This window comes from Sporichthya polymorpha DSM 43042, from assembly GCF_000384115.1.
Classification (GTDB): Bacteria; Actinomycetota; Actinomycetes; order Sporichthyales; family Sporichthyaceae; genus Sporichthya; species Sporichthya polymorpha.
The window spans coordinates 1,903,777-1,920,828 of the sequence record NZ_KB913029.1; the positions used below are offsets into that span (position 1 = coordinate 1,903,777).

20 protein-coding genes and 1 riboswitch are annotated in these 17,052 nt (G+C 73.9%); of the genes, 10 read left to right on the forward strand and 10 right to left on the reverse strand.

Annotation, left to right across the window (positions count from 1 at the left end; genetic code table 11):
* Window positions 1-11: 11 nt before the first annotated feature.
* Window positions 12-929, reverse strand: a complete 918-nt coding sequence (locus tag SPOPO_RS0109410) for an AurF N-oxygenase family protein (RefSeq protein ID WP_033386113.1) — start codon at window positions 927-929, stop codon at window positions 12-14.
* An 89-nt stretch (window positions 930-1,018) separates the two neighbouring features.
* On the opposite strand from SPOPO_RS0109410, the gene SPOPO_RS0109415 reads away from it, so the two are divergent.
* Window positions 1,019-1,717, forward strand: a complete 699-nt coding sequence (locus tag SPOPO_RS0109415) for a TetR/AcrR family transcriptional regulator (RefSeq protein ID WP_019874530.1) — start codon at window positions 1,019-1,021, stop codon at window positions 1,715-1,717.
* Here the strand turns inward: SPOPO_RS0109415 and SPOPO_RS0109420 are convergent.
* A complete protein-coding gene (locus SPOPO_RS0109420; RefSeq protein WP_019874531.1) occupies window positions 1,700-2,128 on the reverse strand; it encodes a MarR family winged helix-turn-helix transcriptional regulator in 429 nt (142 codons plus the stop codon). The genes SPOPO_RS0109415 and SPOPO_RS0109420 overlap by 18 nt on opposite strands.
* Complete coding sequence (locus SPOPO_RS28665; RefSeq protein ID WP_019874532.1) at window positions 2,125-2,709, reverse strand: TetR/AcrR family transcriptional regulator; 585 nt, start codon at window positions 2,707-2,709, stop codon at window positions 2,125-2,127. The genes SPOPO_RS0109420 and SPOPO_RS28665 overlap by 4 nt, the downstream gene beginning before the upstream one ends.
* An 82-nt stretch (window positions 2,710-2,791) precedes the next feature.
* Here SPOPO_RS28665 and SPOPO_RS0109430 point away from each other — a divergent pair, with 82 nt between their 5' ends.
* On the forward strand, window positions 2,792-3,298 hold the full coding sequence (locus SPOPO_RS0109430) for a mycothiol transferase (RefSeq protein WP_019874533.1): 507 nt from the start codon (window positions 2,792-2,794) through the stop codon (window positions 3,296-3,298).
* Window positions 3,288-4,073: a (2Fe-2S)-binding protein gene (locus tag SPOPO_RS28670; RefSeq protein WP_019874534.1), complete on the forward strand. Its 786-nt coding sequence runs from the start codon at window positions 3,288-3,290 to the stop codon at window positions 4,071-4,073. The genes SPOPO_RS0109430 and SPOPO_RS28670 overlap by 11 nt, the downstream gene beginning before the upstream one ends.
* Here SPOPO_RS28670 and SPOPO_RS0109440 read toward each other — a convergent pair.
* On the reverse strand, window positions 4,025-4,894 hold the full coding sequence (locus tag SPOPO_RS0109440; protein WP_019874535.1) for a CbtA family protein: 870 nt from the start codon (window positions 4,892-4,894) through the stop codon (window positions 4,025-4,027). The genes SPOPO_RS28670 and SPOPO_RS0109440 overlap by 49 nt on opposite strands.
* A 29-nt stretch (window positions 4,895-4,923) precedes the next feature.
* Window positions 4,924-5,145, reverse strand: a complete 222-nt coding sequence (locus SPOPO_RS0109445; protein ID WP_019874536.1) for a CbtB domain-containing protein — start codon at window positions 5,143-5,145, stop codon at window positions 4,924-4,926.
* 54 nt (window positions 5,146-5,199) lie between these two features.
* A riboswitch (cobalamin riboswitch) is annotated at window positions 5,200-5,270 on the reverse strand.
* 51 nt (window positions 5,271-5,321) lie between these two features.
* On the opposite strand from SPOPO_RS0109445, the gene SPOPO_RS28675 reads away from it, so the two are divergent.
* Window positions 5,322-6,215, forward strand: a complete 894-nt coding sequence (locus SPOPO_RS28675) for an alpha/beta hydrolase (protein WP_156869737.1) — start codon at window positions 5,322-5,324, stop codon at window positions 6,213-6,215.
* Between the two features lie 33 nt (window positions 6,216-6,248).
* On the opposite strand, the gene SPOPO_RS34780 is transcribed toward SPOPO_RS28675, so the two are convergent.
* Both SPOPO_RS34780 and SPOPO_RS0109460 read right to left on the reverse strand, forming a co-directional pair.
* On the reverse strand, window positions 6,249-6,395 hold the full coding sequence (locus SPOPO_RS34780) for a hypothetical protein (RefSeq protein WP_019874538.1): 147 nt from the start codon (window positions 6,393-6,395) through the stop codon (window positions 6,249-6,251).
* Between the two features lie 118 nt (window positions 6,396-6,513).
* Window positions 6,514-7,425, reverse strand: a complete 912-nt coding sequence (locus SPOPO_RS0109460; protein ID WP_245541703.1) for a hypothetical protein — start codon at window positions 7,423-7,425, stop codon at window positions 6,514-6,516.
* A gap of 207 nt (window positions 7,426-7,632) precedes the next feature.
* On the opposite strand from SPOPO_RS0109460, the gene SPOPO_RS0109465 reads away from it, so the two are divergent.
* On the forward strand, window positions 7,633-8,928 hold the full coding sequence (locus SPOPO_RS0109465; protein WP_245541704.1) for an FAD-binding oxidoreductase: 1,296 nt from the start codon (window positions 7,633-7,635) through the stop codon (window positions 8,926-8,928).
* 59 nt (window positions 8,929-8,987) lie between these two features.
* The gene (locus tag SPOPO_RS0109470; RefSeq protein ID WP_019874541.1) at window positions 8,988-10,082 is read left to right on the forward strand and encodes a hypothetical protein; all 1,095 of its coding nucleotides are present in this window, start codon (window positions 8,988-8,990) and stop codon (window positions 10,080-10,082) included.
* Window positions 10,083-10,097: 15 nt separating this feature from the next.
* Here SPOPO_RS0109470 and SPOPO_RS0109475 read toward each other — a convergent pair whose 3' ends face one another.
* The 3 genes from SPOPO_RS0109475 to SPOPO_RS0109485 are packed head-to-tail and all read right to left on the reverse strand — an operon-like array spanning window position 10,098 to window position 13,706.
* Window positions 10,098-11,282 carry a GNAT family N-acetyltransferase gene (locus SPOPO_RS0109475; protein WP_019874542.1) on the reverse strand — a complete coding sequence of 395 codons (1,185 nt, stop codon included), beginning with the start codon at window positions 11,280-11,282 and terminating at the stop codon, window positions 10,098-10,100.
* 43 nt (window positions 11,283-11,325) lie between these two features.
* On the reverse strand, window positions 11,326-13,437 hold the full coding sequence (locus SPOPO_RS0109480) for a RecQ family ATP-dependent DNA helicase (protein WP_019874543.1): 2,112 nt from the start codon (window positions 13,435-13,437) through the stop codon (window positions 11,326-11,328).
* The gene (locus SPOPO_RS0109485; protein WP_019874544.1) at window positions 13,434-13,706 is read right to left on the reverse strand and encodes a DUF2277 domain-containing protein; all 273 of its coding nucleotides are present in this window, start codon (window positions 13,704-13,706) and stop codon (window positions 13,434-13,436) included. The genes SPOPO_RS0109480 and SPOPO_RS0109485 overlap by 4 nt, the downstream gene beginning before the upstream one ends.
* A gap of 171 nt (window positions 13,707-13,877) precedes the next feature.
* Between SPOPO_RS0109485 and SPOPO_RS0109490 the strand changes: the two genes are divergently transcribed.
* The 4 genes from SPOPO_RS0109490 (at window position 13,878) to SPOPO_RS0109505 (ending at window position 17,038) form a co-directional block, all read left to right on the forward strand.
* Window positions 13,878-14,405, forward strand: a complete 528-nt coding sequence (locus tag SPOPO_RS0109490; RefSeq protein ID WP_156869739.1) for a hypothetical protein — start codon at window positions 13,878-13,880, stop codon at window positions 14,403-14,405.
* A complete protein-coding gene (locus SPOPO_RS28680; RefSeq protein ID WP_019874546.1) occupies window positions 14,402-15,466 on the forward strand; it encodes a serine/threonine-protein kinase in 1,065 nt (354 codons plus the stop codon). The genes SPOPO_RS0109490 and SPOPO_RS28680 overlap by 4 nt, the downstream gene beginning before the upstream one ends.
* Before the next feature lie 155 nt (window positions 15,467-15,621).
* Window positions 15,622-16,254, forward strand: a complete 633-nt coding sequence (locus tag SPOPO_RS0109500; protein ID WP_169577178.1) for a hypothetical protein — start codon at window positions 15,622-15,624, stop codon at window positions 16,252-16,254.
* Window positions 16,244-17,038 (forward strand): protein kinase family protein, encoded by a 795-nt coding sequence (locus tag SPOPO_RS0109505; RefSeq protein WP_028984644.1) that lies wholly within the window; start codon window positions 16,244-16,246, stop codon window positions 17,036-17,038. The genes SPOPO_RS0109500 and SPOPO_RS0109505 overlap by 11 nt, the downstream gene beginning before the upstream one ends.
* Window positions 17,039-17,052: the final 14 nt, after the last annotated feature.

Consider the following 17,052-nt stretch of genomic DNA (forward strand, 5'->3'; position numbering starts at 1 on the left):
CCGGTCAGATGTCAGATCAGGTACGCGCGCTTCCAGATCGCCGTCGACGGGCCACCGATCAGGCCGTTCTCGCGGAGGAAGGCGGTGATCTTCTCCGCCATCCAGCGCCGTGTGTCCTGGTAGTGCGGGTTGGCCAGCGCGGCCGCGCGGCCCTCGCGCGGCGCGATGCCAACGGAGGCGTACACGCGCGGGTCGATCATCGAGTCGATGATCATGTAGGAGATGACGGCGCAGACGTGCCGGTGGAACTCGCGGCTCACCGGGTTCATCCCCGCCATGCGGTGCACGACCTCGTCGCGCGCGAACCGCACGTGGCGAGCTTCCTCGATCACGTGGATCCGGTTCACCTGACGCATCAGCGGCTGGATGTTCTCGTCGTCCATCATCGCCCGCTGCATGCGGTCGGTCGTCTCCTCGGCGACCAGCACGGCGCCGAACATCGACGGGCCGCCCATCGTCGCCTTCGCCAGCCGCGAGAGCTCGTGCGTGAGGCGGGCCGGCTTGTAGTGCGGGACGCCGAGCTTGTCCGCGGCGCGAGCGAACATGATCGAGTGCCGGGTCTCGTCGCCGAGTTCGGTGAGCGCGTACTGCGCGTGTCGGCTGCGCGGGTCCAGGTCGTAGGCGTAGCGGGCGAGCAGCTGCATGAGGATGAGCTCGAACCACAGCCCGACCTGCATCCCCGACGCGAACTCGTGCTTCGAGAGCTCGACGCGCTGGGAGTGGGTCAGGCCCTCCCACAGCTCGGTTCCGTAGAGGGACATCCGCTCGAACGGCATGTACGGCAGGTCGTCGACGAGCGGGGCGTCCCAGCCGACCTCGGTGACGGGGTCGAAGGAGTGCCGGGCCGAGGACTCGAGCAGCCGGCCGGCGACGTGCTCGCGCCGGGTCTCGAGCTCGGTGCCGGACAGCGGGTGAAGCGGCGGGGTCATTCGGCCCTCCCAGTCGAGGTGGTACATCGAGTACCACTCTTACCCGGTACACGGTACGCCACGTACCAGTCATTGGCTAGGCTGTTCTCGTGACGAGCCCCGAGCCCCTGTCCGGCCAGGCCGCCCGGTGGGCCGGGCAGCGCGAGCGCCGGCAGGCCGAGTTCGTCGACTCGGCGCTCCGCGTCATTGCGCAGCAGGGCCCGAGCGCGTCGCTGGAGGACTTCGCCGCCGAGGCCGGCGTCGCGCGCACGCGCGTCTACCGGCACTTCACCGACCGCGCGGACCTCGAACGCGCGATCTCCGCTCGCGTCGCGGGCATGATCGTCGCCGAACTCGAGCCGCTCTGGCGCCCCGAGGGTTCGGCCCGGCAGATGATCCGCGGCGCGATCGCCGCGCACGTCGGCTGGCTCGCCGAGAACCGCAACCTCTACGCCTACCTGCGCCGGCACGCGCGGCCGGACGACGACGACGGCGCGCTCGACGGCTACGCGGGGGTGCGCCGGGCGGTGGCCGACCACCTCACGCGGTTGTTCGGCGCCTACCTCTCGCTGGTGGGCGTCGAGAACCAGACGACCGAGACCATCGCCTACGCGGTCGTGGGCATGGTCGAGTCGGTCAGTGAACGGTGGACGGAGCAGGGCGGCCCGGAGGGCAGCGCCGACGGTGCCGAGGACGCCGACGTGATCGTCGAGCACCTGTCCGCGTGGACCTGGGCGATGATCTCGACCGCGCTGGCCAGTGTCGGGGTCGAACTCGACCCCGACCTGCCGCTACCGCCCCTGCTCTGAACCTTCGAGGTTCTCGGCCATCCGCGCCAGCGCGGAAACGACCGCCGCGTACTCGTCCGCGGAGAAGCCCTGCGTCACCTGCGCCCGCAGCGTGGCGACGTCGAGGGACACCCGGGAGTACGCCTCCTCACCGTCGGGGGTGAGGGCGTAGACGTCGCCGTCGATCTCGGCCCAGCCACGCCGGACGAGATCGTCGACGACATCGGTCTGCGTGACGGAGGCCGGGAGCCAGAACGCCAGCATCGCCTCGGCGATCTGCGCCCGGTTCCGCGGCCCCTCACGCAGGACGTTGAGCACCTGCCAGTGGCGCCGTCGCATGCCGCTGCGGGCGAGTACGCGGTCGAGCGACTCCTCGAGCAGGTTGTCGAGGTGCTTGATCCAGTACCCGAGCGGCCGATCGGTCGGGATCAACCCGTCGGCTTGCGCCCGGTCAGGCCCCAGTGCACGAGGCGGCGGGCAGCAGCAGCGTCGGACGGTCCGGCCAGCAGCAGCGTGGCGAGGACGTCGGCGTTGCCCGCGACCTCCTTGGTCTTGCCGCCGACGACGGCGAGACCGGCGGCAGCGTTGCCCACCACGGTCTGGCGAACCTTCGCGAAGCGCTTGTCACCCTCGGCGGCCGCGGTGTCGATGACCCGCAGCAGCGCCTCGTTCTTCTTCACGTACGCGGCGACGGCGGCGATCACCTGGTCCACCGCGGCACCCGCGTTGCGCGCACCGGCGCCTGCGGTCTTCAGGCCGGCGGACTCCTTCGCCGTGTCCTGAGCGAGCGCCAGCACGGCGGTCTCGACGTCGGCGAAGTACTGGTAGAACGTCGCTGGCGACGTGCCGACCTCGCGCACGACGTCGGTGACCCGCACGTTGCGGTACGACATCGAACCGAGCAGGGTGCTCAGTGCCTCGAGGATGCGGTCCCGGGTCTCGGTCGCTCGACGCCCGGCGACGCGCTTGTCGACGGTGCGGAGCTTGACTTTCGGAGCGTCAGATTTAGCCACGAGGGCATCGTAACAACAAGATCTGACGACTGATCAACGGCCTGTGGACGATGCGCCACGAGAAGGTGGGAAGGATCGGGGTATGGAGATCTCCGACCTGTTGCGTGAGTTGTACGGCCGGATCGCCCCGTTGGCGCGGGATGCGGTCGACGGTCTGGACGCCGATGCGCTGAATGCGCGCCCTGCCCCGACGGCCAATCACATCGGTTGGCTGGTGTGGCATCTCACTCGAGTGCTGGACCATCAGGTGGGCGAGGTCTCGGGAAACTCGCAGGTCTGGATTGACGGGGATCACGCCGCCCGACTGGGCCTGGACGCCGATCCCGACGACATCGGCTACGGCCACACCTCCGAGCAGGTCGCGGCGGTGCGGCCGCAGAGTCCGGCCGACCTGATCCCTTACCTCGACGCCGTCGACGCACGGACCGCCGAGTACCTCGGCTCGCTGACCGGAGCCGACCTCGACCGCGTCGTCGACACCTCCTACGACCCGCCGGTCACCCTCGGGGTCCGGCTGGTCAGCGTCGCGGACGACTGTCTCCAGCACGCCGGGCAGGCGGCCTACGTGCGGGGTCTGCTTGGCCGCTGACGTGCGGGTCCTCGACGCGCTCGCCGCCGCCTCGGAACTCGGACCGTTCTTCGCCCTCGACACCGACCTCCCGCCGGCGACGTCCGCCGACGGCGCCCCGACCTGGCGGCCGTTCTCCGACCTGACCGACGACCACGACGTCACGCGCGCCCGGATCGCCGCGATCCGCACCGGCATCGCCGAGCGCGGTGGTCTCCCGCTCGAGGAGGTGCCGCCGCGGGCGGCGGCGTCCCTCGCTCACCTCGGCCTGGCGTCGCGACTGATCTCGCCGGTTCTCGGGGCCGCGCTGTTGCGGGGCGTCGTCCCTGACCTGCGCGGCCTGTGGTGGCGGGACGTGCTCGGCCCCGTCCCGCTCACGCTGCCCCACCCCGGCGGCACCGAGGTCGCGGGCGACGACCCGGTCGCGGTCGCCGACGCCCTGTCCGCCCAGTGGGCGGCCGGTCCGGTGGCCGCCCTGACCACCGCGATCGCGGCGGCCGGGGGCGTCTCGTCGCGGTTGCTGTGGGGGAACGTGGCGTCCGCGGCGGCGGGTGCGGTCAAGATGCTCACCGCCGCGTCACCCCAGCACGGCGCGGTCGCGCTCGCGGTCGGCAACCGCCTGGTCGCGCAGGCGCCGCTGGACGGCGCCGGCACCTTCACCGGACCAGCATTTCGCCGCAGTACCTGCTGCCTCTACTACCAGGTGCCCGGCGGCGGGTACTGCGGCGACTGTGTTCTGCTGGGGCGTCAGACCCCGACGGACTCCCGCGGGGGCGGAGCGACCTCGGGACGCTGACCGGAGCGGAGCAGCCGGTCGGCGAGCGGCGCGAACACGACGCCGATCACGCCCCAGAGCAGAGCCTGCGCGGCGATCGCGTACACGCGGAACTCCGCGAGCACGTCGGCCGGGAAGCCCGGGAACACGATGTTGCCGTCCGGGTCGCGCAGCGCCCGCGGGGTCTCGGTCGCCCGCTGCCCGCCGTCGGCCAGCTCGTTCGCGTCGAGGTGTCCCAGCGGCGGGAGCAGCAGGAGGGCGACCGTGATGACCGCGACGAACCCGGCGCCGGCGAGCAGCGCGGCGTTCCACGTCCCGAACCGCGGCTGCAACCGCTGCCCGACCGCGGTCGCGATCACCGCGGCGAGCACGCCGAGAATCAGCGTCAGCAGGAACAGGCCGGCGCGGTCGTCGATCGTGTCGTCGTTGCTGGCGGCCGGCGGGTTCGCCGGGTACCGGATGAACGGGATCAGCGACACCGTCACGAACCCGGCCGCGGCCACGAGCAGCGCGAGCTGCCGGGCCCGGATCCGGCCGGTGCGGCCGAGGCAGACGGTGTAGGTCACCGCGTACAGCGCACCGAGCGCGAGGCCGAAGGCCACGAGCCCGATGCCGAGACCGAGCGTGGACTGCATGCCCCGGCTGACGACGTCACCGCCGTCGTCGGCGACGACCTCGAAGCCGGCGGCGCGGTCGAGCGCCTCCTGCGCGGCGGCCAGGCCGTCCTCGTAGGCGATCGCACGGTCGATCAGCGGCTCGGCGAAGATCAGCGCGAAGATCCACGCCGCCAGGCCACCGACGGCACCGGCGAGCAGCCCGCTGAAGATGAGTTTCTTCTCCACGGGTGTCCCCTCAGGTCAGACCCGACGGGTCAGTGGCAGGGGAAGCCGAGGAAGTGGCGCGCGTCGTGGATGAGCTCGTGGACCTGCGCACCGCTGAAGACGGCGGTCGCGCCCTGCTCCACACCGATGAAGTAGTAGACGATCATCGCGACGACGGTCGTCCCGAGGAGCCACGTCATCGCGGCCGAGGTCGGGAGGACCAGCGGCGTCGCGGTCTCGTGGGTGTGCGCGTTCGGGGTCGTGCTGCTCATGTCGGCTCCTCGGGGATCGTGCGTCCCACTGCTTGGGGCGGCGTCGTGAGGGCCGGTGTCCTGACTCGCCCCGATCGCTCGGAGCACACAGTGGCGCGACCGTGCCGGACTTTCACCGGCTTCCCCGGGCCCTCGCGCGTCTCGACCCTACCGCTCGGGTTCCCTAGGGTCGAGGCGTGCTACGTCTCCCCATCCCGGTGGTCCGGGCCACACTGCCCCTCGTCCGTGAACTCAGCGTCGCCCCCCGGTTGCCTCGACCGGTGCGCCGGGCCGCGCTCGACCTCGTCGCCGGCTCGATGCCGCGCCCGGGCGGGACGCGCGCGACGTGGGGTCGCATCGGCGGCGTCCCCGCACTGCGCGTCGACCCGCCCGGAGATCCCAAGCCGCGGGAGGCCGGCGCCGTCCTCTACTTCCACGGTGGCGGGTACGTGGTGGGGTCGCCGACCTCGCACCGTCCCGGCTTCGTCCGGCTCGCGGTCGGCACCGGCCTGCCGGTGATCGGCCTGGACTACCGCCTCGCGCCCGAGCACCCGTTCCCGGCCGCCTTCGACGACGGGGTCGCCGCCTACCGCGCGCTGCGCGCGGGCGGGACGCCGGCCGACCGGATCATCCTCGGCGGCGACTCGGCCGGGGCCGGCATGGCGCTCGCGCTGGCGATGCGCCTGCGGGACGAGGGGGAGCGGCCGCGCTGCGCCGCGCTCATCTGCCCGTGGGTGGACCTCACCGCCGATGCGTCCTGGCGCTCGGGCGACGACCCGGACCCGCTGCTCAGCCGCGCCGCCGTGCTCGGGTTCGCCCGCGACTACGTCGGCGGGGCCAGCGACGACTGGCGCGCGTCCCCGCTGCACGCGGACCTTGCCGGTCTGCCGCCGCTCGTGGTGCACACCGCCGGCGACGACATCCTGCGCGCCGACGGGTTCGAGCTCGTCGAGCGGGCGCGCGCGGCCGGGGTGAACGTCGACCACCGCGACTACCCCGGCCTCTGGCACGACTTCCACGCCCTCGCGGGCCTGCTCGGCGCCGGGGACGACGCCCTCGTCGACCTGGTCGAGGCGATCCTGCGCACCTAGGCGACCGGCCGACCGTCGGGCCGTCGAGGGCGCTCAGCCCCCGTGGTGCGGCGGCCGCTGGCGGCGCAGCCACTCCTCGTGGGCGTCGGTGTCGGAGTCGCCGGGACGGTCGTCGCCCCAGCCGCGGTCGGAGTCGTCCTCGCTGCGGTCGGGGATCACGGGGCGCTCGGGATCGGTCATCTCGCTCCCACGGTACGCCGCCCGCCGGTCGGGACCCTGGCCCGGACGACAACGAAGGCCGCGGCGTGCGCCGCGGCCTTCGTCGAGTGGTGTCGGAGGGTTCGGGGTGCCGGTGCGGTCAGTCCATCGAGATGATGCGGACCATGCCGTCGGCGACGTACGTCGACCCGGGATTGTTCGGGTCCGGGAAGAAGCAGATCAGCGCGTACGTACCGGGCTCCACCGAGTACTTCAGGAACTGCCGGTTGCCGGGCGAGAGCGTGTCGCCGCCCGCGTAGCCGGACAGGACGAACCCGCCGTCGCCGGTGCCCCGGAACAGGTTCGCGACCTGCTCCTCGGTCGTGCCCGGCTGGACCTCGAGGAACGCGGCCTGCAGCCACTCGTGGCCCTTGCGTATCGCGTTGACGATCTCGACGGTGCCGGTTGCCGGCAGTCGGCTCGCGCCCTTGTACTCGTTGTCGCCGGTCATCTTGATGACCGGGACGCCGTCCGGCAGCGCCGCGGGATTCTTGCCCGGGACGATCTTCAGCTTGTAGAGGTGGCCTCCGGGCGGGCCGACGTTGTCGCTGATGAAGTAGTTGCCGGGCTTGAGGTTGACGATGGCGGTGGCCATCGAGCCCATGCTGGCGTTCGCCCCGCCGTAGGTGATGGTGTTGCGCTGCATCCGCTTGACGGCCTTCGCGTTCTCCGCGCCGCCCTCGCGGTACATCCGGCCCAGCGCGCGCGTGTCGGCGCGCATCTGCTTCACGGTGTAGCCGGGCTTGAACTGGAACAGGGAGAGAAGGTGGTCCTCGTCCTCGGCCAGCACGCGCAGGTGGAGCGGACCCGCGGGCTGCGTCAGCGCGCCCTCGACCACCGTGCGGTCCTCCGAGATCGTGAAGGTGATCAGCGGAGCGTGGTTCTTCTTGGCGACGGCTTTCGTCTCGGCCGCCGGGGCCGTCTCGACGGCGGTGGCGGTGCCCAGGGGAGCGACCGCCGCCACCAGAGCGACCGCTGTGGTGGCACACACCGTGCGCAAACTTGCGAGCATCACGTGCACCCTTCGTCCCTCTGCTCCAGCGTCGCTCCCATTTGCGACCTGGAAGGCCCAACCTAACGCCGATTCCCTTCCCCAGGGAGTCCTCCGTAAGGGGGGAAATTGGTGTCGGGTATCCCTTTTGGATCAGGGAGGTAGCGGCAGGTGCCGAGCGTGGACGGTTTAGCGGATGCCCTGAAAGCGGCGGTAGGTCCCTCTCATGTGCACGAGGGGTATTTGTCGTCACATGTCACCGATTGGACGGGTCGATGGACCGGTTCCGCGCCTTTTGTTGTCGCGCCGCACAACGTCGCGGAAATTCGAGAGGTCCTGCACATTTGCGTCGACGCCGACGTGAGTGTGGTGCCCCAGGGCGGTAACACCGGACTGGTCGGGGGCGGGGTCCCGGAGGGCGCGGTCGTGCTCGATCTGCGCCGCCTGAACTCGGTCGAGGTCGACGAGGTCGCCGGCTCGGTCGTGGCCGGCGCGGGTGCCACCGTCGGGGCGGTGCAGGCCGCCGCCCGCGCTGCGGGGCTGCGCTACGGCGTCGACCTCGCGAGCCGGGACACCGCGACGATCGGCGGCACGATCGCGACCAACGCCGCCGGGCTGCGGGCCGTCCGGCTCGGGGACACTCGCGCCCAGCTGATCGACGTCGAGGCGGTGCTGACGACGGGCGCGGTGCTCTCCCGGCGGGGCGGGCTGACCCGCGACAACAGTGGCTACGACCTGCCTCGCTGGATCTGCGGCAGCGAGGGGACGCTCGCGGTCGTGACCGCGGCCCGACTGCGGCTGCTCCCGGACCCCGCCGACCGGGCCACCGCGCTGCTCGGCTTCGCCGACCTGTCCGCGGCGGTGGCCGCGGCGGCGATCCTGCGCCGCGAGCCCGCCGTCGAGGTGCTCGAGCTGATGTTCGCCTCCGGGGTCGAGCTCGTCTGCGAACAGCACGGGATGTCGCCGCCGTTCGCGTCGCAGCCGCCGGTGCTGCTGCTCGTCGAGGTGACCGCGGCCGTCGACGCGGGCGGGCTGCTCGGTGACCTGGTCGAGCGCGTGCCCGGCGTCGCGGACGCGGCGGCCGGGGTCGACGCCGCGGACGCCCGGCGGCTGTGGGCCTACCGGGAGCTGCACACCGAGTCGGTCGGCCGCGTCGGGATCCCCCACAAGCTCGACGTCGCGCTGCCGCTGCCCGTCCTCACGCGTTTCGTCGAGGACGTCACCGCCGAGCTCGCCCGCAGCCGCCCCGACGCCCGGGCGTGGATCTTCGGCCACGTCGGGGAGGGAAACCTGCACCTGAACATCACGGGCCTGGACCCGGCCGACGAGGAGGCGGACGACGCGGTGTTGCGGCTGGTCGCGGCGGCCGGTGGGTCGATCAGCGCCGAGCACGGGATCGGGCGCGCGAAGCAGCGGTGGCTGCCGTTGGTGCGCTCCGCCGAGGAGATCGCGCTGTGGCGCGCGGTGAAAGCGGCGTTCGATCCGACCGGCACGCTCAATCCCGGCGTCCTGCTGCCGAACTGAAAGGCCACGTCTGCGGGCGGTCGTTTGGACCTCTCTCAGCGAAATGACAGGCTGTCGAGATGCCGGAGCTGTGGACCGTGGTGCACCGCGTGAAGTCCGGCCTGCGGCGGGGACCCGCCGCCGGGGCCGGGCCGCTCGACGCCGCTCTCGGTGTGCTCGACCCGGAGGCCCCGCCCGCGCCGGTCGTCTCCGATGTCGCGTTGGGCCGGGCCCGCGAACAGCTCGGCGCACTGCTCGGACCGGCCGGGCTCGCGGCCGTGGAGGAGGTGCGCCGCGGCGACGGGCGTCCGATCCTCACCCACTACCGCCTCGTGCTCGCCGCCGACCGGCTCACCACCGCCGGGGTCGAGGGCCGCGAGACCGTGGTCAAGGCGCTCAGCGGTGCCTCGCTCGCGCTGAGCACGTACCTCGTCGCGATGCTCGCGACCGGCCAGGGACCGCGCGCCGTCGAGCAGCTCGCGGCCGCGGTGGCGCCCCACGCCAAGGACGCGAAGTGGCTGCACCGGCACCTCGGCGTGCTCAGCGGTCTGGCGGGTCCGGCGACGTTCGTCGACGACGACGGGGCCCCGCTGCGGTTGCGCCAGCTGAGCCCGACCACCTGCGGCCCGACCTGCGCGATCCTGACCCGCGTGCTGCTCGACCCGGCGTACGCGCTGTGGCTGACGAGCGGCGAGCACCTGCAGCCGGAGCGTTCGGGCGACGGACTGCCGTTCGAGCAGCGGTTCCGCAGCCAGCAGCACGCGGTGCACGAGGCGCTCACGCGCAAGGCCCTCGGCCCGGTGCCGTGGCCGCGCGCACTCGGTTCCCCGCCCTGGGCCCTGGCCGCGTTCCTCAACCGTTTCCCGAATCTGACAGGGGCTCATTACGGCTGGGTCCCGGTCGACAGCAGCGACCCCGTCCACCTGCGCCGGTGCCTCGACGCCGTCCTGCGCGGCGTGACCGCCGGTGTCCCGGTGCCGGTCTACGTCGGGCGGCACGTCGACCGGCACGTGGTGCTCGCGATCTCCGCGCGCAACGAGGCCGTCGTGGTCTACGACCCGGCGGCCGGGGCGGTCGTCGACGTCCCGCTCGCCGACTGGGAGACCGGCCGCGTCGGCATCGCGGGCTGGGACCACCTCGAGAGCGTCGTGGTCCCGCGCCTGCTCCTGTACTGACAGGTCCTCAGCAGCTCAGAAGTAGTCGAGCAGCGAGGGCACCGGACCCGCGGTCGCGGCGGTGAGGAACGCGTCGGTGCGCTCGTCGCCGCCGGAGAGCAGGTGCGCCCGGCGCAGCACGGTCGGGGTGCGGGCGCCGGCGTAGATCGCGGCGAGGCCGCCCGGCCCGAGGTGCACGGTGCCGTCGCCGCCGGGGGTGAGCGTCCCGCGGCCGCCGTCGAGCGTGAGGCGGTGCGGCCCGGCGTTCCACGGGCACAGCTCGTCGGCGAGGTCGAGGTCGACCGATCCGGCGAGGGCGTGCGGCCAGCCGCGAGTCTCGACCGCGGCGCGGGCGTCGACCAGGCGCAGCATCCACGGCTGCTCGGAGTGCGTGCGCGCCCCGGCGAGGCCGGTCACGAGCCACGCCGGGTCGTCGGCGCGCAGCCGCAGGTGCAGGGTCGGCGCGACGCTCCGCCACGTCCCCAGCATCGCGAGCAGCGCGGTGAGCGCCCGTGGGGTGTGGGCGACGAGGTCCGGCACCGCGAGGACGCCGGCGGAGTCGTAGCCGCCCTCGCGGTCCCAGCTCGCGTAGCCCTCGACCCCGGCCGGGCCCTCCGCGACGGTGAATCCGTCGTGGCCCGACAGCACCGCGCCCGGGGCGTGGTCGAACAGCGGTCCGGTGCGCGCGAGCATCCCCGCGCCGTCCGCGGCCCAGGCGCAGTACGCGCCGAGGATCGCGGGGACGTCACCCTCCTCCGCCGGACGCACCGTCACATTCGCGGGCCGGCGCTCGCCGGCCAGGGCCACGGTCGGGACCGCCGTCCAGCGCAGGACGCCCGTGAGCTCCCACCCGAGCCGCCGGTAGGGGACCGCCGTCGTCGGGAACAGCGCGGAGATCGCCGCACCGCGCTCGCGGGCCTGCGCCAGCACCGGGCCCAGCAGCTCGCGCAGCACACCGCCGCCGCGGAACTCGGGCGCGATCGCCACTCCCGCGATGCCGACGGCGGGCACGGCGTGGCCACCGTAGAAGTACGAGTGCTCCAGCCCGACGGCCTTGCCGATCAGCCGCCCGTCGGCGAAGGCGCCGAGCGCGTGCGCCCCCGGGGCCGGGGTGGGTCGCCGGGACGCCGGCCGCTCCACCGGCCCGCCGAAGGCCAACCGCGAGAGCTGCCAGGCCGCTGCGTCGTCCTGCTCGCCGAGTGCGCGGATCTCGAACGCCATGCGGTCATCCTTCCGCTTTTCGAGTCCCGCGGTCAGGCGGCGATCACGGCAACCGATGACCGACCAGCGGGAGGACGGGGCCCGCTCCCGCGTCGCGCAGGAGCGCGGCCGCGACGGTGAGGGTCCAGCCGGTGCGGCTGACGTCGTCGACGAGCAGCAGCGGCCCGTCCGGCAGCGCCGGCGCGTCGGGGGAGACCGCGAGCCCGGCGAGCAGGCCGGACACCCGGGCCGCGGAGGCGACGTCCGCCTCGGGCGCCGGACCGCTGACGGTCAGCACATCGAGCAGGGGCAGCCGCCCGACCGAGGCGATGTGCGCCGCCATCCCCGCGACGCGGCGCGGCCGGCGCCGGCTCGGGACCGGGACGACCGCGACCGGACGCTCGGCCCAGTCCTTCGCCCAGGCCTTGAGGACGTCGACCAACGCCGTGCGCAGTTCCTCGGACGGGTCGGCGTCGGGGCCGGCGAGCTCGGCGATCAGCTCCAGCCACGCCGGGTCGTCGGCGAAGGCGACCGCGCGGCCGGGCTCCACCCCGGCGAGGCGGCCCTTGCGCGCGACGCCGGAGGGCCAGATCTTGCGCGGCTCGAGCACGTGGTGCCGTCCCCGCAGGTGCCGGGTGGCGGCGGCCAGCGCCGCCGGGGAGGGCTCCGCGCCGGGGGCGGGGAGCTCGCCGGTGCAGACCGAGCACCGCCCGCACGGCCCGGCCGCCGGGTCGTCGAGGGCCTCGGTGAGGACCTCCATCAGGCAGCGCCGGCCGACGGCGTAGGTCCGCATCAGGTCGGCCTCCGCGCGCCGGGCCTCGACGATGCGGTCGTACTTCGCGGCGTCGTAGGTCCAGCCCGTGCCGGTCGAGCACCAGCCGGAGCCCTTGCGCTCGACCGCGCCGTCGACGTGCAACGTCTTCAGCAGCGCCTCGAGGCGGCCGCGGCGCAGCCCGGTCTCGGCCTCGATCGCGGGCACCGACATCGTCGCGTCGGGGCCCTGCGCCTCGGCGAGCGCGTCGAGCAGTCCGAGGACCTGTCGCGCGGCCTGCGGGTCGGGGATCGTGGCGGTGGCGAAGTAGTCCCAGATCCGCGGGTCCGACTCCGCCGCCGGCAGCAGGACGCCGACGGCCCCCTGCGCGGCGAGCTCCGGCGGCAGGGCGCGGCCCGCCCGGCCGACCTGCTGGTAGTACGCGACCGGCGAGTCCGGCGACCCGACGTGGACGCAGAAGCCGAGGTCGGGCTTGTCGTAGCCCATGCCGAGGGCGGAGGTGGCCACCACGGCCTTGAGCTCGTTGGCGCGCAGGGCGGCCTCGATGCGGGCGCGGTCCTCCGGCGGCGTCGCGCCGGTGTACGCGGCGACGTGGTGGCCCTGGCTGCGGAGGAACTCCGCGAGCGAGGTGGTGGCGTCGACCGTCAGGCCGTAGACGATCCCCGACCCGGGGAGTGTCGCGAGGGCGTCGGCGACCCACGCGAACCGCTGCACGCCGCCGAGGCCGGGGACCACCGAGAGCTTGAGGGTGGCCCGGGCGAGCGGACCACGCAGCACGAGGGTCGTGGGGCCGAGCTGGGCGGCGACGTCCTCGGTCACGCGGCCGTTGGCCGTGGCGGTCGTCGCGAGCACCGGCGCACCCTCGGTCAGGCGCGCAAGCAGGCGGGTCAGGCGCTGGTAGTCGGGCCGGAAGTCGAAGCCCCAGTCGGAGATGCAGTGGGCCTCGTCGATGACGAGCAGGCCGGCTCCGGCGAGCAACGGGAGCGCGCGGTCGGCGAACTTCGGGTTGGCCAGGCGCTCCGGCGAGACGAGCAGGACGTCGACGCGGTCGGCGGCGAGGTCGTCGAAGATCGCCTGCCAGTCGTCGACGTTCGCCGAGTTGACGGTGGCCGCGCGCAGCCCGGCCCGTTCGGCGGCGGCGACCTGATCCCGCATCAGCGCGAGCAGCGGCGAGATGACGAGCGTCGGGCCGCGGCCGGCGGCGCGCAGGGCGGACGCCGCCGCCCAGTAGACCGCGGACTTGCCCCAGCCGGTCGCCTGCACCAACAGGACCCGGCGTCCGGTGAGCAGCGCGTCGACGGCCTCGATCTGGTCCGCGCGCGGGCGGGCGTCCGGCCCGGCGAGAGAGGTCAGGACCTGCGTCAGCGCCCGGTCGCCGGCGGACCTGTCGGCGGAGGGACTCACGCGTTGCCGTACCGCACCGCGGCGCGCGCCTTGGCCTTGGCCGCCTCGACCTCGCGGTCCTTCGGTGGCGCGGAGGTGACGAGCTCGTCGAGCAGCTGGGCCGAGGCGGCCGTCACCGCGGCGACCGCACGCTCGAAGGCAGCGGCGTTGGCGGCGGACGGCTTGGTCGTCCCGCTGATCTTGCGCACGTACTGCAGCGCGGCGGCGGCGATCTCGTCCTGCGTCGCGGGCGGCGCGAAGTTGTGCAGGGTCCGGATGTTGCGGCACATGCGGCCCACCCTAGGCGTGCGAACCGACACCGCGCCCGGCGAGCTTTCGCCCTGTGGACAAACCCGATGATTCGGCCGCCGACCGAGTGGGTATCCCGTCGGAACGTCCTGGGGAGGGCGGCGCCGGGGGGCGCGAGAGGGGGGCGCATGCGCTCGTTTGGGGGGAAGACTGTGTCCGTACGTTCTTGGCGCGGGGTCGCGGCCGGCGTGGCGCTGGCCGTGCCGTTGGGGCTCGCGGGCTGTTCCGGTGGCACCACGGGGCTGGCCGCCGCCGACGCCACCGGCCTGCACGGCCGGGTGGCCGCGATGCGCGCGGCCGCGGTGCTCGACAACCCCGACGCGGCGCGCACCGCGCTGGCGCAGTTCCGGGCCGACGTCGCGAGCCTGCTCGAGAGCGGGCAGCTCACGCCCGACCAGGCCGTGACGCTGCTCGCCCACGCGGACTCCGTCGCGGAGCAGATCTCCGCCGAGGTCCGCCCGCCGACACCCGAGCCGACCCCGAAGCCGAAGGTCGTGGCGAAGCCGCAGCCGAAGCGGAAGCAGACCGTCGCCCGGACTCCGGACCGGGACGAGCTGTCCTCGTTCTGGACGCTGCTGCGCAAGCGCATCGAGCAACGGATGGACGAAGAAGCCCGCGAGGGGTGGCGGGACCACGACCGCGACCGGGACGACCGCCGCGACGATCGGGGGCGCGCATGACCGCCGGAACGGAACCGCTGACCGCGGGATACGTGCACGTCGTCGCCGGCCAGCGGTTCGGCCGCGACGGCCGGTACCTGTTGCTGCGCCTGCTCGGCACCGGCGGGATGGCCTCGGTGTGGGTCGCCGACGACACGCGCACGGGCCGCGAGGTGGCGCTGAAGATCCTCTCGGACTCGCTCGCGCTCGACCCCGCGTTCGTCGCGCGGTTCGCGCGGGAGGCGAAGCTCGCGGCCTCGCTCGACCACCCGGGTGCGGTCCGGATCCTCGACGCCTTCGTCGAGGGCGGGCCCGAGCGGCCCTATCTCGCGATGGAGTACGTCCCCGGCGGGACGCTGGCCGACCGCATCGAGACCTGCGGGCTGGACCGCTGGGATCTCACCGCGCTCGCGCGCGACCTGCTCGGGACGCTGACGCACCTGCACGACGCGGGGGTGCTGCACCGCGACCTCAAGCCGGCCAACGTGCTGCTCGGCACCGACGGCCGGGTGCGGCTCACCGACTTCGGCGTCGCGCAGCTCGCGGACGGCACGCGGGTCACCGGCACGGGCGAACTGATCGGCACGCAGCGCTACCTGGCGCCCGAGGTCCTCGCCGGCGGCCCCGCGGACGTTCGCAGCGACCTGTACTCGTGCGGGGTGCTGCTCGCCGAGTGCGCGGGCGAGGACGTCTCGCCGCCGGTGCAGGCGCTGATCGCCCGGCTCACGCAGGACGACCCGGCGCGGCGACCGGCGTCGGCCGTCGAGGCGCTCGCCCTGCTCGCGGGCGGGGAGCCGACGTCACCGATCGTCGCCGCGCGGCCGAGCATCCCGGCCCAGGTGCGGCCGGCGCCGGCACCGACGCTGCCCGTCCGGTCCGCGCCGCCGCTGCGGACGGCCGGACACACGCCGCCGCGAGCGCTGATCGCCGGGGTGGCCGCCGCGGTCGTGCTGGTCACGGCGGGTGTCGTGCTCAGTTCCGGCAAGTCGGAAGCGCCCCGTGATGTCCCGAATCCGATGCAGGGTTCGCTGTCGCAGCAGTTCGACGGGCTGGACGCCGCGATCGAGGCGGTCCGTCGCTGAGAGGTGATTCTGAGTGACTTTCACGATGCACACGAATGCCGCAAGTCCCGGGACGAACGGCTCCGTCTCGTGCTTTCGTGGATGCAGAGACACCGTCAGAACGCCCGGATCCGGGCGGCGCCGGGGGGCGTTGTAGGCGACGGAGGGGGACGCGCATGCTTGCGCGACAAGGTCGACGGCTGCCCGCGTGCGGTCGGATGGTGGTGGCGGGCCTCGCCGTGCTCGCGTTGGCGGGGTGCAACGGCGCCTCGACCACGCTGGGTGCGGCGTCGCAGGAGCTGCTGCACGAGCGCGTGGCGCAGGTCCGCGCCGCCGCGGACGGCTCCGACCGCGACGCGGCGATCGCGGCGGTGGAGTCGTTCCGCGCCGAGGTCCAGCGGCTGCTCGCCGCCGGGGAGCTGACCGACAGCGAGGCCGCGGGTCTGCTCGCGCACGCCGACGCGATCGCGACGAAGGTGATGACCGACGTCGTCGTCCCGACGCCGGAGCCCACTCCGACTGCGACCCCGACTCCCACGCCCGAGCCGGCGCCGGTCGCGGCTCCGGTCACGCCGGCGCTGAGCCCGGAGCAGATCCTGCAGGGCGAGACCGGTGCCCGGTTCAGCGAGCTGCTCCGCGAGCGGCTCGCGGAGTACATCGAGACGCGGCTCGCGGAGCGTGAGGCGCAGGAGAAGGCCGAGCGCGAGAAGGCCGAGCGCGAGAAGGCCGAGAAGAAGGCCGAGAAGAAGGCCGACCAGAAGAAGGACCGGGACCGCGATCAGCGTTCGGGAGGCTCCGGTGCGCACTGACCACCTCGGCGGGACGCTCGCCGACCGGCTCCAGGCCGGCCCGCTCGGGCGGGACGAGCTGACCCAGCTCGCCCGCGACCTGCTCGACATGCTGGCCCAGCTCCACGCCAAGGGCACCGTGCACCGGGATCTGCGTCCCGACACCGTCCGCCTCGACGGCGAGGGCCGGCTGCACAGCTCGAAGATCGGCACCCAGCGCGGGCCCGCTCCGAGCGGCGACGACGTCAGCGCCGACCTGCTCGCCTGCGGGCAGGTGCTCTCCGCCGCCGCGGGCCCGTACGCCTCCGCGCCGGTGCTGGTCCTGATCGGCATGCTCACCGCCGACGAGTCCGTCCTCCGTCCCGGCTCCGCGGCCGAGGCCCTCGCCCTCCTCGGCGGCGCCCCGGTCCCGCGGGCCCGGACCGTCGACGACGTCCCGTTCCCGCCGGTCGCGGCTGTTCCCGTCGCCGAACCGCCGCCGCTGTTCCCGCTCGCGGCCCCGGCCGCTGCTCCGCAAGCTCAGCCGACCCCGGCCGCCACCGAGTTGCCGCTGGCGCTGCCGACCGCCGCTCCGGTGCCGGCCGCTCCGCTCCCGCCGGAGTATCGCTACCGGCGCCGCCCGAGCGCGAAGATCGTCCTCGCCGTCGTCGGGGTGCTGCTGGCGGTCGGCGCCACCGTCGGTGTGGTCGTCGCGACCACCGGCGGCAGCGACGACCCCGGCACCGAGATCCCCCCGCCCGCGGCGACCTCGCTCGACCAGCAGCTCTCCGACCTCGACGGCGTCATCGACACCCTCGGCGACTGACGGGCCGTCAGCGC